The following is a 15,798-nucleotide window of genomic DNA, read 5'->3' as shown; positions in this document are numbered from 1 at the left end:
TAAGTCTGTGCTTAGAGCTAAAATGAGTTTTAATGACGAACCTCAAGTAACTTTCTTGCTCGAGTTGTAAGAAATTACTCTTGATGATGAAAATAATTCAAGTCTAACTCTCTCGCTGCTTTGACATCATCCAAACGTTTCACTGGTAGAGTATGGGGTGCGTCTCTTAAGAGATTAGGGTTTGTTTCAGCTTCATGCCGTATTGCTTGCATCGCACTAATAAAGCCGTCTAGTTCTTCCTTGCTTTCTGTTTCAGTAGGTTCGATAAGTAGACATTCAGGCACGAGCAGCGGGAAATAAGTTGTCGGCGCATGGAAACCATAATCAAGTAAGCGTTTTGCTAAATCCATTGCGGTTATGCCATTAGCTTTTTTCTCTTGACTTAAGGATAAAATAAATTCGTGGGTCGCCCGACGTCCCGGGTAAGCAGGTTTAAATCCAGCTTTCTCCAATTGGGCAAGCAGGTAATTGGCATTTAGTGTGGCAAAATCTGAAACGCGAAGTAATCCCTCTCTGCCTAAAACACGAATATAGAAATAGGCGCGAAGTAAAATACCCGCGTTACCCATAAAACAAGACAAGCGCCCAATACTTTGAGGTATGTCATTATTCGTAGCCCAACGGTAGTGATCATTTTCTTTCACTACAGTCGGTAACGGCAAATAAGGTAACAAGCGTTTCCCTACTGCAACAGGACCAGCCCCGGGGCCGCCACCGCCATGCGGTGTTGCAAAAGTTTTATGCAGATTTAAATGCATGACATCAAAACCCATATCGCCTGGTCTAACTCGGCCCAAAATGGCATTTAAGTTAGCGCCGTCATAATAAAGTAGCCCGCCTGCTTGGTGTACGATTTGCGCTACTTCCTTGATTTGACGCATAAACAACCCTAAGGTTGAGGGGTTGGTTAGCATAATTCCAGCTGTTTTAGGACCAACTTTACTGCGAAGTTCCTCGAGATCAATATCACCATCCTCTGCTGTTGCAAGTTCAATGACTTTAAATCCACACATTACCGCAGAGGCAGGGTTTGTGCCATGCGCGGCATCAGGGATAAGAATTTCATCACGTGCTGTGTCACCGCGTGACTGATGGTAAGCCTTAATCATTGCCACTCCGGCAAATTCACCTTGAGAACCCGCCATAGGCGTGAGTGAAACACCCTGCATGCCAGTAATTTCAGCGAGGTAATTTTGTAGTTCAAAAAGGATTTGCAGAAAGCCTTGGCTTGCTTTCTCCGGAGCCAAAGGATGGCGATTACTGAATTGCGGCATCATAGCGGCTTTGTGCACCCCTCGAGGATTATATTTCATGGTGCATGAGCCTAATGGGTAGAAATTGGTATCAATGCCGAAGTTCTTTTGCGAGAGCTTTGTATAATGCCGAACCACTTGGAGTTCGGAGCAAGCGGGCAAACGCGGAGGGGTAGAGCGCAAGAACTGATCAGGGATTGCTAATGGTTCTGCAATTGGATGAGGAGCTTGTGCTGTCGCTTGACGGGTGGCTTTTGAGCGTTCAAAAATTAACATAATTTGCCCTCCGTTTTTTGGATAAGATCTTTAAGTTCATTGCAATGTTTGACTGGTGTAAACTCGATTAATTGATAATCAGCGATTTCAGCTAAGTAATAAGGGTCTCGTTTAATCACTTCTTCTAAATAGGCTTTATCGTTAGTAGCTGCAATGATGATACCGCCAGTACGAGGTTTCATAGGGCCTGATGCAAGCAGCAATCCTTGTTTGTAGTGGTAATCAAGATATTCGCGATGTGCTTGTAAATACTTATCTACTTCACTAATCGGTGTTTTATATGTAAGCAATATAATAAACATCAGTCACCTCATTGAGCCAGAATTTGTTTAAGGGAATTGGCATAGTGTGCGATGTCTTCACTTGTCCGCATTTCTGTGGCACAAACCAGTAAGGTATTGGCCAATTGAGGATAATGTGATTCTGCTGAATAACCACCGATTATGCCATAGTCGCGTAAGCGGGTTAGTATCTCGTCGACAGGTTGATTGAGACGTATAAGTGTTTCATGAAAACAAGGTGCTGAGAAAACCGTTTCCACTCCATCGATTTGTGTCAATGCGGTCACTAACGCACGTGTATTATGATGGCAGTGGCGAGCAACCTGTTGCATGCCCTCAGCCCCCAGCAAGCTCATGTGGATGGTTGCAGCAGTAACTAATAATCCCTGGTTTGTGCAGATGTTTGAAGTAGCCTTGCCGCGTCTAATGTGCTGTTCCCGAGCCTGCAAAGTCAAGCTATAGCCTGTTTTACCGTCTTTATCCAAAGTGCGCCCAATTAAACGACCGGGCATTTGGCGCACATACTCCATGCGAGAACTGAAAAAGCCAAAATAAGGGCCGCCTGAAGCCATTGGCGAGCCTAAGGGTTGTCCTTCACCGCATACAATGTCAACTCCGTGTTCACCCCATTGGCCTGGCGGTTTTAACAGAGCCAGTGAAATAGGATTGACACAGGCAATACTGATTGTGTGGTTAGTGCGTGCCCAATTGGTCAGTTCATCAACAAGTTCTAAACATCCAAAAAAATTAGGCTGGGCGATAACTATGGCGGTAATGTCTTCACCACGATATTTCTCTAACGCTGAAAGCGGTGTAATGCCTTGCTTTTCATCAAATGGCAAGGTAAGGACTTCGATATGTTGATTACGAACGATAGTTTCTAAAGTTTCCCGATAGAAAGGATGTACCGTTCCAGCAATCAGCACACGATTAGTTTTACTTCGCTTATTAATTCGCACAGCCATGAGAACCGCCTCAGCCAGTGCTGTTGCACCGTCGTACATTGAGGCATTGGCTACATCCATCCCCGTCAATTCGGCAATCATCGTTTGGTATTCATAGAGCAACTGCAATGTGCCTTGGCTTGCCTCTGCTTGGTAAGGTGTGTAAGCCGTTAGGAATTCACCACGAGATGCAATATCCCATACTGCAGCAGGAATATGGTGCTCGTAGCAGCCTGCACCAACGAAGCAAAGTCCATTTTGATTTTTATCTGCTAAATGACGGGCTTCTTTGAGCATCGACATCTCATTCATACCCGTGGGTATGTTTTTGAGCTCGCCGTAAAGCAATGATGAAGGGATCTCGTCAAACAAATCTTGGAGTTTGCTGGCACCAATATTCGCCAACATGGCTTCAATATCTTCAGCAGTATGTGGAATATAAGGCATATTAATGATCCTCAGCTATCTCGTTTTGATATTCATCAGCATTTAATAGGTTATCTAATTCAGATGGATCGCTCGCTTTAATTTTAACTAACCAACCTGCACCATAAGGATCACTGTTAACAAGCGCGGGATTCTCACTCACACGTTGGTTGACAGCAACAATCACCCCACTGACAGGTGCATAAACATCGGAAGCAGCTTTCACGGATTCAACAACGCCAAATTCTTCTCCGGCAGTTACTTCGTCACCTTCTTCGGGTAATTCAACAAATACCATGTCGCCGAGTAATTGCTGTGCATGCTCTGTAATGCCGATAGTCATTACCCCGTCAGGATTGTGTTCTAACCATTCATGGGTCCGTGTGAATTTTAACTCTGCCATGGTATTGTCCTCTTTATTAATTATAATCAGTACAAATCAGCAATTTGCTAAGTTTTTTGCCTTTCGAGGCCTTCTCCCGTTTTCTGGGGGGAAGGGAAGAAAGAAGGACTTAGGGATTCTTATAAAATTTGTCCGCGCTTAACAAACCTAGGTTTAACCACTTTAGCCGGAATGAGTTTTCCGCGAATATCCACCATTACCTGTTCTCCTGTTTTAGCAGGTACCCGTGCTAACGCGATTGATTTAGCGAGAGTGGGGGAATAGGTTCCGCTGGTTATGACCCCATCTGCATGGCCTTCAACAATCACACGTTGTCCGCTGCGCATAACACCTTTGTCTTGTAAAATTAGGCCTACAAACTTACGTTTTACACCTTGCTGTTTTTGAGACAGGAGGGCGCCCATGCCAATAAAGTCCCTTTCTTCTGGTTGCCATTTTACGGTCCATTCTAACCCGGATTCCAAGGGGGTGGTTGATTCATCCATGTCTTGCCCATACAACAGCATACCTGCTTCCAAACGAAGGGTATCCCGGGCCGCTAAGCCACATGGTTTTACTCCTGCCTCCAATAAGGAGGACCATAATCGAGTAATTTCTTCTTTAGGGAGGATAATTTCTAGCCCATCTTCGCCGGTATAGCCAGTACGAGCAAAAAACCAGCTGTCAATATCCACGCACTCAAAATTAGTGAGTGTCGAGACTGCATCAGTTTGAGCAGGAGTAAGAAGACTCATTGTTTTTGCTATTGCTTCAGGTCCTTGTACCGCCAGCATGGCAAGCTCATTGCGCTCTTGTAATCCAACTGCAAATCCCTCGCTTTTGCTGCGAATCCAGGCTAGGTCACGTGCGCGTGTAGCGGAATTTAAAACGATACGATAATTGTCCGAGGCACGTTGGTAAGCGATTAAATCGTCGATGATTCCACCGTGTTCATTGCACATGCAGCTATAAAGCGCGCGTCCGGTGTGCTCAAGCAAATCAACATCATTAGTTAATAATTTACGTAAAAATTGCCTGCCGCCTGCGCCAAGGACATCAACGATAGTCATGTGCGAGACATCGAACATTCCAGCATGTTGGCGAACACTGTGATGCTCCTCCAACTGTGAGCCATAGTGCAGAGGCATTTCCCAGCCATGAAAATCTACCATTTTGGCACCCAATGCCACGTGGCTAGCATGGAGTGGTGTTTTTGCGATCATTGCGACTCCCTTTTTTCGCGCGTTGGTGCAGATGATTATACCGAGATGAGGCATTACGACAAGAGATAAAACATATCTTTTACCTTCAGTCTGTCCAAATGTGTTTTGTCTAAAAATTGCTTCTAGCAAAATCATTAATAATGATAGGAAGATGTTTTGTTTTTTGGACTGCAACCTTCCACAATATTTTGAATTACTGTAGTCTTGACATTTCATAAGGGGAAAGAGAGTAGATTTCTTTCTAAAAAAGATTCAGCTGGATTGAAGGAATAGAATCATGCAGAGATCAAAAGCGGGAGAATTTTGTTGGAATGAGTTAGCCACTTCTAATGTTCAAGCTGCCAAAGATTTTTACGGCAAGTTACTTGGTTGGAAATTCACCGAGGAGAATGCTGGTGATATGACTTACACAATGATTACTAACGGTGAGCATGAGTTTGGTGGTATTTGGCAAATTCCTACAGAACAAAAAGACCAAATTCCTCCTCATTGGATGGGATATATTTTGGTAGACGATATTGAGCGAACACTAGAAAAAGCAAAAAGCCTAGGTGCAACAGTTAAAGTACCGGTTACTCCAGTAGGCGAAATGGGCCGCTTCATGGTTATTGTTGATCCTACAGGGGCTCACATTGCATTCTGGGAATCTAAGAAGCAGTAATAAAATTCATGCTAATGCGCCATTGAAAAATTAAGTAGGGGCCTATGCCCCTATCTGGACAGCCTTATTTGGCGCGCGAATCTCTGGCTCGGCTATTTGGAGGGTCTATACTTATAGTATGGTCAAATCGTCGGGAAAGGAGATTCCTATGAATATCAATGTCAGAGGCCATAAGCTCCTCGGCGCATTACTTTTTGGCCTATGCTTATTCGTTTCTGTTCCTAGTGATGCTCATTGGGGTTGGGGGCCTGGTTGGGGATATGGAGGTTTTTATCGTGGCGGTGGTGTTTATATAGGGCCGGGTTATGTAAGCCCCGTGTACTATCGTACTTACTATTATCGTCCCTATTACTACCGTACCTACTATTATCGTCCTTACTATCGTCCTTGCTGTTACTATTATAATTGGTAAAAGGCGTTGGTCGAAAAGGGGTTCCGCGGATAAGCCGCGGGACATACCGGGGGTGCCTTAACTTGACGGCATTGGGGTTATGCGCATACTGATGTTATTCACTTTAATAAGGATAGCGAGTGCTAAGTCGGTTATTATCTTGGCAAAGTTTGCTGGATTTGGTGTGGCTCTTATTTCTCATCTTTTTGCTAAGGTACTTTTGGCGCGACAGGAAGGCACTTGTTCAAACTCGTTCTTGGTTAATCACTAAAGGACGTATTACTTCCTTTGAATGGACGCGGGAAGGCCCTAGATTATGGCCAAGGATTAAATACAGTTATCAGGTTTTTGATCAAGATTTTGTTGGTGAGTATTTATTTCTTGATACAGCTCATAATAATCCCAACAGTAAATATGCCCGCAAAGTGGCTTATAAAGCAGCAATGGCTTATGAAAGAAATGCTGAAATCGATGTATTTTACAATCCCAATAATCCTGAACAAGCGGTACTTGATGTCACAATGCCAAAAAAATTAAACCTAATCCTCGTGTTGCTAATTATGCTAATTATTTTGCATCTGGTGGTAATTATTGTGCGTTTGTTGTAGACGAATTGCTATTCTCGTTAGGTTGACATTGGCAAGGCGGCTCACTAACCTTCGCTTGTAAACTTGTGATGGCAAACCCCCGAACGCCCTGGCCCCCTGGTGCTTGGGTGAAACGGATAGTGACCTCTAAGGTTTGTTTTTGTTGGTACTGTGGATTCTTATAAACCACAAGTAAAGGCATCTTAGCCTCCCATTGATTAGACCCTAAAGTATTAATTGTTGGGGGCAGGGTGGCAACGGCGCTGACATTATAGGAATTTGCTTGGATGGTCTCGGGAAGTTTAGATGCAGTAACTGCTGCACTATAAGCTGTCCATCCATCTGCTGTAAAATATTTGGCAATTTCTTTTTGGCGCTGCAAAAAATTTTTATAATCATAAGTATAAGTCGCAACAATGGCCTCATTCGCCCAAACTGCAAGTTGAACATTGTCAAGAGGAGCTGCCTTGACTGATAGCGACAAAGCAAATAGAGCGAAAACAGCACAGAGTTTGAATTTATGCATTGGGACTATCCTCAAGATCATGACAGCGAAAATATATTTCTAATTGTAGTTTGTTTCAATGCTAAGGCTGCAATTGCAAACTAATTTTTTTGCAGTCAATAAATGAAAACGCTGGCTAGGTTGGCGACAGATCCGAGTATTTATGTTATTTTAGGCGGTCTTGGATTTTCGCAAATCCAAATCAAGTAAGTTCGTTCAAATATTCCATCAGCATAACCAGATTAAATAGGGGGCATTGTGCGTAACAGCCGTTTTTACTTTGCCAACCGGGAAAACGTTAGTCGTTTTATTAATCGTTGGGATATTTTATTACTCATTCTTGTTTTTTTCGTCCTTTTTTTCCTAGGTTGGGCCGGTAAACAGATGGCGAGCCCTTATCAGTTAGGCGAGCCATTACCCATTTCATTAGACCCAATCAAACTGCCTTTCTACGCTTCCCGAACTGTATTAAGAATGTTTATCGCTTTGGCTTTATCGATACTATTTACTTTTGCTGTAGGTGCATTGGCTGCAAAAAACCGTCGCGCGGAGCAAATAATTATCCCTGCGATTGATATCCTCCAATCAGTGCCTGTGTTAAGTTTTTTATCGATTACTGTAACTGGCTTTATCCATTTATTTCCTGGGAGTTTATTAGGGCCCGAGTGCGCCTCCATTTTTGCTATTTTTACTGCACAGGTCTGGAATATTACTTTTGGTTTTTATCAATCTTTAAAGACATTACCGCACGATTTAAAAGAAGCTGCGGCAATGTTTCAATTATCGCCTTGGCAACGGTTTTGGAAGGTTGAAGTTCCTTTTTCAATGTCTAGTTTACTGTGGAATCTGATGATGTCCATGTCTGCTAGTTGGTTTTTTGTGGTCTTATCAGAGTCTATCGCAGTGGCACATCAGGATATTCGCTTACCTGGAGTTGGTTCATATATTGCGCTGGCGATTGAGCAGCGAGACTTACATGCTGTAGGCTATGCGATTTTGACCATGGTCATCGTCATATTCCTTTACGATCAAATCTTGTTTAGACCGCTTATCGCCTGGTCAGAAAAATTTAAAGTGGAACTCTCTCCTGAAGAGGAAGAGTATCAATCTTGGTTAATTGATTTAATTCGCGGTAGCCGGTTAATGAAGCGTTTTGGCAGCATAATGAGAGTTGTTAAGGACAATTTAGTCAATACGAATTGGTTATCTCGGCGGAAGACAAAAGTAGCTAAAGAAATGGATATACGTCGGCAAAAGCATCTTGATTGGATATGGAATACATTCGTACTGATTGCTATCTTTTGTGGCGGCTGGTTACTTATGAATTTTATTTTAGCTGAGCTGAAATTAAGAGAAGTTTTGCATGTTTTTCTCCTTGGTGCAGCGACGGGAACCCGAGTTATTGTACTCATTATTATTAGCTCATTAATTTGGATTCCTGTCGGTGTTTGGATCGGTTTAAGACCTCGGTTGGCACAGAAAATCCAGCCGATTATCCAATTTGTTGCCGCTTTTCCAGCTAATCTGTTCTATCCTTTGTTTGTAATAGCCATTGTACAATTTAACCTGAGCGTCGAAATTTGGGTAACTCCACTGATGATTTTAGGTACACAGTGGTATATTTTATTTAATGTGATTGCGGGTGCGTCAACAATTCCGCGTGAGCTTTATTTGGCGGCAGATAATTTTGGTGTAAAAGGATGGCAGTGGTGGAAACGCTTGGCTTTGCCAGGGATTTTTCCTTTTTACATTACAGGGGCTATAACCGCCGCCGGAGGCGCGTGGAACGCGAGTATCGTCGCGGAATGGGTGAGCTGGGGAAACACAACCTTGGAGGCTACCGGTTTGGGTGAATACATTCATGCAAGTACAATAGCAGGAGATTTTCCAAAAATAGCTTTAGGTACCGCGATGATGTGCACTTACGTATTGGCATTTAATCACCTAATCTGGCGCCCACTTTATCGATTGGCGGAAGAACGCTTCAATTTCAGTTGAGGATGCTATGTCAGAGACCATTATTGCTATTGAGAATTGCCGCAAATCATTTAAAAAGGCATCCACACAAGAACTTTTAGTCCTCGAAGACGTCAATTTTAAATTGCATGAAGGCGAGATTGTCGCTTTGCTCGGCAAATCAGGATCGGGAAAATCGACTCTGTTGCGCATCATTGCGGGACTTGTCCCCCCTTCATCAGGCACTGTCACCTATCGTGGTAAACCAGTGACAGGTCCAGTCCCAGGTATTGCCATGGTATTTCAATCCTTTGCGTTGATGCCCTGGTTAACTGTGCTTGAAAATGTGGAATTAGGGTTAGAGGCTCAAGGTGTTGGTCGAGAAGAGAGGCGTCATCGGGCAATTGAAGCTATTGATACTATTGGTCTTGATGGCTTTGAATCTGCTTTTCCCAAAGAACTATCTGGTGGAATGCGTCAACGAGTTGGTTTTGCCCGTGCTTTGGTGATTAATCCTGATGTATTGTTAATGGATGAGCCTTTTTCTGCACTCGATGTGCTTACCGCCGAAAACTTGAAGTCAGACCTGCTTAAATTATGGCAGGAAAAGAAAACGAATACGAATGGCATCTTATTGGTTACCCATAACATCGAAGAAGCGGCGACACTTGCGGACCGCATTATTATTTTTGGCAGCGATCCAGGTTATATCCGTGCTGAATTACAAGTCAGCTTAGATCAACCTCGCAATCCAGAAACCGAAGAGTTCAGGGATCTAGTTGATAAGATCTACACCTTAATGACGACTGGACCTAAAGAAAAGGCAAGGGGAGCGCAGCGTGAGCGACAAATTGGCTTGGGTTATCGGTTACCCGATGTAGAACCTTCGGAGTTATCTGGTTTAATTGAGACCATGAAGTCATTTAAAGATCAAATTGATTTACCCGAGCTGGCTGATGAATTAATGATGAACATCGATGATTTATTCCCCATATTGGAAACGTTAGAAATTCTAGGTTTTGCTAAAGTTTCAGATGGTGATATTCAGCTTAGTGAATTGGGCAAACAATTTTCTGAAGCCGATTTACAGGCACGCAAGCAGTTGTTCGCGAAACGCCTCTTGGAAAAAGTACCTTTAGCACGCTATATCCGTCGGGTGTTGGATGAAAAAATTGGCCATCGCGTTTCGGAAGAGCGGTTTTTATCCAAGCTTGAGGATTACCTCAGTGAGAAAGAAGCTGAACGCGTTTTACGCACCATGATCGATTGGGGACGCTATGCCGAAATTTTTGCCTATGACTTTAATACAGGAATCTTAAGTTTAGAAAACCCCGGCATTCCCGATGGAGTGACAGTGAATTAACGACTTTGAGTATTCGGCTAATACTCCTCCGCTATCCTCGATATTCCCGCTGTTATCATGTGATTTCAAAGTACCTTATTGGGTGAAAAATACTAACTTTGACTATAATTAAGTCAAATGTGGTTGACTGTAAGTATAAATGAGCCCTCCTCCTGGAACTGATAATACCGAACTTGGATATAGCGATATTATTGGAATGGATCAGTACAATCTAAACAAACTGATAATGCTCTATTTAGAAAATCAAAAATTAGAGATTAAAGTTAATGATGAGGGTACGTGTAATGGTTTAGCTGTCGCATTTTGCAAATATGCAACAGAAGGTAGACAAACGGACTTTATTCAAATTATACAAGCGATTATTAAAAAGGGAGCAGCCCTTGCAACAATAAAAAGGGCTGAAACAGACATTAAATTGGCTGAAACAGCCACTCAAAAGGCTGAAATAACCCAAAAAATAGCCGAAGTAAAAATGCAATTTGATGAGCCTACTGATATCAGTGATAGTCAGATTAATAAGTTCATTGGCGAGGTAATTTTTACATTTTTACCCGAAGTCTTTGACAAACGTTATTCCCAAGATGACAGCCTAGGCTTAATATCGGTTTCAACTCCCTTTAAAAAAACCGATCCCTCTGGCCAAGTGGTTGAAGTACAAATCCCGAAGCCAATGCAAAAAATTTACAATCTTGGTCTGATTGCTAAAACCGATTCCTGGGCAAATATATTCGAAAAAATGAAAGCAAATGGAACTTCCTGGACTTTGGCATCACTTACGCATACTGTTGCAGTCTCTGTAAAAGATAACCAATTTCATGTTTATGATCCTAATGAGAGGAAAATTATCGTTTGTAAGGATGGAAAAGAACTTGCCGATCATTTAGCTAAAAAATGTTTTCGGCTAAGGAACGATATACCACCATTGGACCAAATGCAAATAACAATCAATGTCGTGGCCCATCCTGACAAGAAAATAGATTTTCAATTTCCGAACAAAAAGGAATTGGTGGAAGAACTTATTTCCCAGGATCCAGAATATTTAGGGCGAACCAAAGAAATTGATAGATCAACTTACGATCAGTTAACGCTTGCTGCTATCCAAAATGATACAGCCATGATGAAAATATTACTTGATTTGGGTGTTGATTATACCGACATGGCTTTAAAAACAGCTGCACAACATAATCGCGTTGATGCAATATCGCTTTTGTTAGAACCTCAGTATCGCGATCACATAAAAGGGGAATATGGTGATCAAACAGAAACTTACGCTAGGGCATGTAAAAATGCTATTGAAGAAGGAAGGATAGAAGCGTTTAGACGGCTTTTAGATGACCCAGCAGTTAGAAATTACGTTGTTGAGAGTCTTCAAAGGAAATATATTCAACAGAGCTATCTGGAATTGGCTGCTAAATCGGGCAATCCAGAGTGTATCAATCAGGTGATTTCCTTGATTAAAGAACACAACCAGAATATTGATATACCAGGGCTGATAAATTCGTCAAAAGCACTAAAAAAGGCTGAGCATCCCGGTTGTATTAAATTATTAAAAGAGCAAGCGGGTATTACAGAAGCAGTAGAGGATAAAATGCCCCAGCACCAAGAATTGAAAAGTTATCAACCGCCAGAAAAGTCTAGTTCGTTTATTGAGTCGCTTACCCCTTTCACCCTCGTTTTAAGAGACATATTAAAGAGTCCTATAGCGAGTATTGCTAAAGTTATCCATAAACATCTGATGATCCCTCAAACTGAGGTTAAAGGTTCTTCTAACGGGTTAGATAAACAACGTCAACTCAAAGAATCGCTCATGGCTGAAAGAGATAAAACAAATGAAGTGCTGGACGAGAAAATAAATGAGGAGGAGTCTGTAAGCAAATCCTTCCACTAATAAAGCAGGGAAGCCTTATATATTTAGTACAAAGGTTACACGCGAATGATTTCCATACAGCTAGTCCCTCCCGGATGGCCTATCCTATGTCCCCTTGTTAATAAGACAAAACTATTTTTCTCAATCAAACTAAGCTCTAAAAGATAAGTAATAACTACTTCATTCACTTTATTTGGCTTGTTCCCATGGTAATTGAGCAAAATGGGGAAAACATTATTCACCAAACTTAATTTGCGCACAGTATGAGGATTTGCAGTGACGGCAAAAATGGGCACTATACCGTGGTGTCGAGACATCCAAACCGCGCTAGCCCCCGACTCTGTTAGGGCGATAATCCCTTTGATAGGAAAATGATTTGCGGTATGCATGGCTGCCATAGCAATAGCTTGGTCAGCACGTTGATAGTGGCAACTCTCATCATCAGTTTTGTAGAAAAAGCTAGTATGCTTTTCAACACTGCGGCAAATTCTATCGACCATACTCACTACTTTCACAGGAAAATGGCCAGTTGCTGTTTCCGCAGACAACATCACAGCATCAGTACCGTCAAGAATCGCATTAGCTACATCAGATACTTCAGCACGCGTGGGTTGTGGATGATTGATCATTGACTCCATCATCTGTGTAGCGGTAATCACAATTTTATCGAGTTGTCGACTTTTCTCAATAATCCGTTTCTGAATGGCAGGCACTTCGGCTGCGCCAATTTCAACTCCCAAATCACCACGGGCTACCATCACAGCGTCTGTTGCATGAATGATTTCTGTAAGGTTTTCCAAAGCTTCTACACGCTCAATCTTGGTAATGATTGGCATATCCTGAGCACCGCATTGCTGCAATAATTGTCGAGCTTCTAAAATATCATTAGCTTCTTTGACAAAAGAAAGAGTAAGGTAATCGAATTCCAAGGCAACCGCCGTTTCGATATCCTTTTTATCCTTTTTAGTCAGGGCTCTTGCTGCTAGTCCGCCGCCCTTGCGGTTTAACCCTTTATTATTGGCTAACAATCCTCCTTCGATAACTAAACAATGTATTTGCGGAGGGGTAATCGACTTAACTTCTAACTCAATGAGGCCGTCATCTAAAAGTAGGTGATCGCCAGGGTTTAATTCATAACATAAATTCGTGTAATCAATTGACACAAATTGGTTATTACCAAGTTCTTTGGAGCCACAATCGAGTATAAAAGATTGGCCATCAACTAACTTTGTCGAATTCCCTTTAAAATGTCCAATTCGAAGTTTAGGTCCTTGCAGATCCGCTATAATGGCAAGCGGCCGATCAAGTTCAGTTGCTATCCCTCTTGCCTTGCCAATAAGTTGGAGCGTGTCCTCGTTGATATGAGAGAAGTTGACCCGCAGAACATCCACGCCTGCAGCCAGCATAGCACGGAGCGTTGCTGGCTCACTACAAGCAGGACCAAGGGTTGCAACAATTTTAGTGCGGCGCTGCTGCATTGGCGCGCTCTACTAAAATCGCGACAGCAGGTAATGTTTTGCCTTCAAGAAATTCAAGGAAAGCTCCTCCTCCTGTGGAGATATAAGAGATTTGCTGGGTGAGATCATACTGATCAACTGCAGCCAGCGTATCGCCGCCGCCAGCAATAGAAAAAGCTTCGCTGTCGGCAATGGCTATCGCTAATGCTCTTGTTCCATAGGCAAACTGTGGAAATTCAAAGACGCCTACCGGACCATTCCAGATAATCGTATTTGCTTTATCGATGATCTCGACATACCGGCCTACCGTTTCTGGTCCGATATCCATGATCATGTCATCGCTGGCAATACTGGCTAGCGTTTTATTGAAAGCCGGACAACTGTCTGAGAATGTTTTCCCGACAACGACATCGGAAGGAAGGGGGATTTGACAACCGCTCTTTTTAGCCAAATCCAAGATTTCTCGCGCTGCATCCAACAAATCATCTTCATGAAGAGATACGCCAATCTCATAACCCTGTGCTTTAAGAAAGGTATTGGCAATACCACCACCAGGAATCAAGTAATCCACCCTGCTTACTAGTTGAGTGAGTAAAGTCAGTTTAGAAGATACTTTTGCTCCGCCCACAATGGCAACAATAGGTTTAGCTGGATCCTTGAGAACATGTTGTAAAGCATCTAATTCGCGTATTAAAAGGGGGCCAGCTGCAGCAATGGGTGCATATTTAGCCACACCATGGGTTGATGCTTGAGCCCGATGAGCGGTTCCAAACGCATCCATCACGAAAATGTCGCATAAGTTTGCAAGTTTTTTTGCGAGAACATCATCGTTAGCTTTCTCACCCGAGTTGAACCTTACGTTTTCACAAATAACTAATTCACCTGGATGAACGTCAATCCCTTCTAAATAATCACTGACAAAACGAACGGGATATTCAAGATGATTTGCCAAATAATCTGCAATAGGTTTAAGAGAAAAGCGTTTTTCAAATTTACCTTCTTCTGGTCTTCCTAAATGGGATAACACCATGACGGCTGCACCCTCATCCAAGGCAGTTTTAATAGTTGGCAAAGCAGCTTGTAAACGTTGATCGCTGGTGATAATCCCGTCTTTTATAGGAACATTTAAATCCTCACGAATCAATACCCGTTTATCACGAAGACTGAGCTCGCTCATTTTAATCAGATTCATCATGCTGTCCTTAACGATTCATCATGCAGTTTGCAGTGTCTAACATACGGTTAGAAAAACCCCACTCATTGTCATACCAAGCAACTACTTTCACTAAGTTACCCAACACCTTAGTTTGGGCAGTATCGAAAACGGCTGAGGCTGGATAATGGTTAAAGTCACAAGAGACTAATGGTTCTTCATTAATATGCAAGATTTCACTTTTTGCATTACGCATGATGTCATTGACTTCCGCGGCAGTGGTTTCACGTTGGGCGGTAAAGGTCAAGTCGATTACAGAAACATTCAGGGTGGGTACACGCATAGCAAATCCATCAAGCCTGCCTGCCAATTCAGGGAGAACTAAACCAACGGCTTGTGCGGCCCCTGTTTTAGTTGGGATAATGGATTGGGTTGCTGAACGCGCCCGGCGAAGATCGCTGTGGCTTGCATCCAATAGCATTTGATCTTTCGTATAGGCATGGACAGTATTTAACAAGCCGTAAGAGATCCCCAGAGCCTCATGGAGGGGTTTTACTACAGGCGCTAAGCAGTTGGTAGTACAAGAAGCATTAGACACGATAATGTCAGTTGCCTGCAAAGTATGGTGATTAACGCCGTAAACGATTGTTGCATCCGCATCTTTACCGGGCGCTGAAATTAATACTTTTTTGGCACCTGCATGAATGTGTTTCATAGCCCCTTCGCGACTTGTGAAACGTCCGGTGCATTCAAACACAATATCTACATCCAAACTGCTCCAAGGTAGCAGGGACGGATCGCGTTCAGAAATAACGCGGATAGGATGGCCATCGACAACCAAGTTGTCGTTGTCAATACGCACTTCACTACCAAAACGACCATGAGTTGAATCGTAACGTGTTAAATGAGCAGTGGTTTCTATGCCAGACACATCATTGATTGCGACTACATTAAATTGATTTTGGCGCTTATATTCGTAAATGGATCGTAAAATGCAACGGCCAATACGACCATAACCATTTATTGCGACTCGTATCGTCATATACTTCTCCGAATTACAGGGGACTCTTCTT

General features: G+C 42.7%; 15 protein-coding genes. 6 read left to right on the top strand and 9 right to left on the bottom strand.

What is annotated here, in order from left to right; translation table 11 throughout:
• Window positions 1-74: 74 nt before the first annotated feature.
• From gcvPB to gcvT, 5 genes are all read right to left on the bottom strand, one after another.
• Window positions 75-1,529, bottom strand: coding sequence for an aminomethyl-transferring glycine dehydrogenase subunit GcvPB (gcvPB, locus tag LMI_RS13915; RefSeq protein WP_045100323.1), 1,455 nt, complete (start codon window positions 1,527-1,529; stop codon window positions 75-77).
• Window positions 1,523-1,831 carry a YciI family protein gene (locus LMI_RS13910; protein WP_045100322.1) on the bottom strand — a complete coding sequence of 103 codons (309 nt, stop codon included), beginning with the start codon at window positions 1,829-1,831 and terminating at the stop codon, window positions 1,523-1,525. Before LMI_RS13910 ends, gcvPB begins: the two co-directional genes overlap by 7 nt.
• Before the next feature lie 8 nt (window positions 1,832-1,839).
• Window positions 1,840-3,201, bottom strand: coding sequence for an aminomethyl-transferring glycine dehydrogenase subunit GcvPA (gene gcvPA, locus LMI_RS13905; RefSeq protein WP_045100321.1), 1,362 nt, complete (start codon window positions 3,199-3,201; stop codon window positions 1,840-1,842).
• Between the two features lies 1 nt (window position 3,202).
• On the bottom strand, window positions 3,203-3,583 hold the full coding sequence (gene gcvH, locus LMI_RS13900; RefSeq protein ID WP_045100320.1) for a glycine cleavage system protein GcvH: 381 nt from the start codon (window positions 3,581-3,583) through the stop codon (window positions 3,203-3,205).
• A gap of 119 nt (window positions 3,584-3,702) precedes the next feature.
• Entirely contained in the window at window positions 3,703-4,785 is a 1,083-nt protein-coding gene (gene gcvT, locus LMI_RS13895; protein WP_045100319.1) for a glycine cleavage system aminomethyltransferase GcvT, read from the bottom strand.
• A gap of 277 nt (window positions 4,786-5,062) precedes the next feature.
• On the opposite strand from gcvT, the gene LMI_RS13890 reads away from it, so the two are divergent.
• The 3 genes from LMI_RS13890 to LMI_RS13880 all read left to right on the top strand — a co-directional run bounded on the left by LMI_RS13890 (window position 5,063) and on the right by LMI_RS13880 (window position 6,445).
• Window positions 5,063-5,446, top strand: coding sequence for a VOC family protein (locus tag LMI_RS13890; RefSeq protein WP_045100318.1), 384 nt, complete (start codon window positions 5,063-5,065; stop codon window positions 5,444-5,446).
• Between the two features lie 148 nt (window positions 5,447-5,594).
• Window positions 5,595-5,858 carry a hypothetical protein gene (locus tag LMI_RS13885; protein WP_045100317.1) on the top strand — a complete coding sequence of 88 codons (264 nt, stop codon included), beginning with the start codon at window positions 5,595-5,597 and terminating at the stop codon, window positions 5,856-5,858.
• A gap of 119 nt (window positions 5,859-5,977) precedes the next feature.
• Window positions 5,978-6,445, top strand: coding sequence for a DUF3592 domain-containing protein (locus LMI_RS13880; protein WP_045100316.1), 468 nt, complete (start codon window positions 5,978-5,980; stop codon window positions 6,443-6,445).
• Here the strand turns inward: LMI_RS13880 and LMI_RS13875 are convergent.
• Window positions 6,426-6,950 (bottom strand): DotI/IcmL family type IV secretion protein, encoded by a 525-nt coding sequence (locus LMI_RS13875; protein ID WP_045100315.1) that lies wholly within the window; start codon window positions 6,948-6,950, stop codon window positions 6,426-6,428. The two genes, LMI_RS13880 and LMI_RS13875, sit on opposite strands and share 20 nt — an antisense overlap.
• A 237-nt stretch (window positions 6,951-7,187) precedes the next feature.
• Between LMI_RS13875 and LMI_RS13870 the strand changes: the two genes are divergently transcribed.
• The 3 genes from LMI_RS13870 (at window position 7,188) to LMI_RS13860 (ending at window position 12,136) form a co-directional block, all read left to right on the top strand.
• On the top strand, window positions 7,188-8,927 hold the full coding sequence (locus tag LMI_RS13870) for an ABC transporter permease (protein WP_082050759.1): 1,740 nt from the start codon (window positions 7,188-7,190) through the stop codon (window positions 8,925-8,927).
• Window positions 8,928-8,934: 7 nt separating this feature from the next.
• Complete coding sequence (locus LMI_RS13865; protein ID WP_045100313.1) at window positions 8,935-10,248, top strand: ABC transporter ATP-binding protein; 1,314 nt, start codon at window positions 8,935-8,937, stop codon at window positions 10,246-10,248.
• Window positions 10,249-10,387: 139 nt separating this feature from the next.
• Window positions 10,388-12,136, top strand: coding sequence for an ankyrin repeat domain-containing protein (locus tag LMI_RS13860; protein ID WP_045100312.1), 1,749 nt, complete (start codon window positions 10,388-10,390; stop codon window positions 12,134-12,136).
• Window positions 12,137-12,171: 35 nt separating this feature from the next.
• Here LMI_RS13860 and pyk read toward each other — a convergent pair whose 3' ends face one another.
• Genes pyk through gap form a run of 3 tightly spaced genes read right to left on the bottom strand, consistent with a single transcriptional unit; the run spans window position 12,172 to window position 15,767 of the window.
• Window positions 12,172-13,593 (bottom strand): pyruvate kinase, encoded by a 1,422-nt coding sequence (gene pyk / locus LMI_RS13855; protein WP_045100311.1) that lies wholly within the window; start codon window positions 13,591-13,593, stop codon window positions 12,172-12,174.
• On the bottom strand, window positions 13,574-14,764 hold the full coding sequence (locus LMI_RS13850) for a phosphoglycerate kinase (protein WP_045100310.1): 1,191 nt from the start codon (window positions 14,762-14,764) through the stop codon (window positions 13,574-13,576). The genes pyk and LMI_RS13850 overlap by 20 nt, the downstream gene beginning before the upstream one ends.
• 10 nt (window positions 14,765-14,774) lie before the next feature.
• On the bottom strand, window positions 14,775-15,767 hold the full coding sequence (gap, locus tag LMI_RS13845; RefSeq protein WP_045100309.1) for a type I glyceraldehyde-3-phosphate dehydrogenase: 993 nt from the start codon (window positions 15,765-15,767) through the stop codon (window positions 14,775-14,777).
• Window positions 15,768-15,798 lie beyond the last annotated feature (31 nt).

Origin of the sequence: Legionella micdadei, assembly GCF_000953635.1 — a bacterium.
Classification (GTDB): Bacteria; Pseudomonadota; Gammaproteobacteria; order Legionellales; family Legionellaceae; genus Tatlockia; species Tatlockia micdadei.
The sequence above is the reverse complement of the archived record's forward strand: the minus strand, read 5'-3'. Positions and strand labels throughout refer to the sequence as shown.

Coding starts and splice junctions, on each gene's coding strand:
- LMI_RS13875 (WP_045100315.1), bottom strand. CDS start 6,950: ATGCATAAATTCAAACTCTGTGCTGTTTTCGCTCTATTTGCTTTGTCG.
- LMI_RS13885 (WP_045100317.1), top strand. CDS start 5,595: ATGAATATCAATGTCAGAGGCCATAAGCTCCTCGGCGCATTACTTTTT.
- pyk (WP_045100311.1), bottom strand. CDS start 13,593: ATGCAGCAGCGCCGCACTAAAATTGTTGCAACCCTTGGTCCTGCTTGT.
- LMI_RS13890 (WP_045100318.1), top strand. CDS start 5,063: ATGCAGAGATCAAAAGCGGGAGAATTTTGTTGGAATGAGTTAGCCACT.
- LMI_RS13850 (WP_045100310.1), bottom strand. CDS start 14,764: ATGAATCTGATTAAAATGAGCGAGCTCAGTCTTCGTGATAAACGGGTA.
- gcvT (WP_045100319.1), bottom strand. CDS start 4,785: ATGATCGCAAAAACACCACTCCATGCTAGCCACGTGGCATTGGGTGCC.
- gap (WP_045100309.1), bottom strand. CDS start 15,767: ATGACGATACGAGTCGCAATAAATGGTTATGGTCGTATTGGCCGTTGC.
- LMI_RS13860 (WP_045100312.1), top strand. CDS start 10,388: ATGAGCCCTCCTCCTGGAACTGATAATACCGAACTTGGATATAGCGAT.
- gcvH (WP_045100320.1), bottom strand. CDS start 3,583: ATGGCAGAGTTAAAATTCACACGGACCCATGAATGGTTAGAACACAAT.
- LMI_RS13865 (WP_045100313.1), top strand. CDS start 8,935: ATGTCAGAGACCATTATTGCTATTGAGAATTGCCGCAAATCATTTAAA.
- gcvPA (WP_045100321.1), bottom strand. CDS start 3,201: ATGCCTTATATTCCACATACTGCTGAAGATATTGAAGCCATGTTGGCG.
- gcvPB (WP_045100323.1), bottom strand. CDS start 1,529: ATGTTAATTTTTGAACGCTCAAAAGCCACCCGTCAAGCGACAGCACAA.
- LMI_RS13910 (WP_045100322.1), bottom strand. CDS start 1,831: ATGTTTATTATATTGCTTACATATAAAACACCGATTAGTGAAGTAGAT.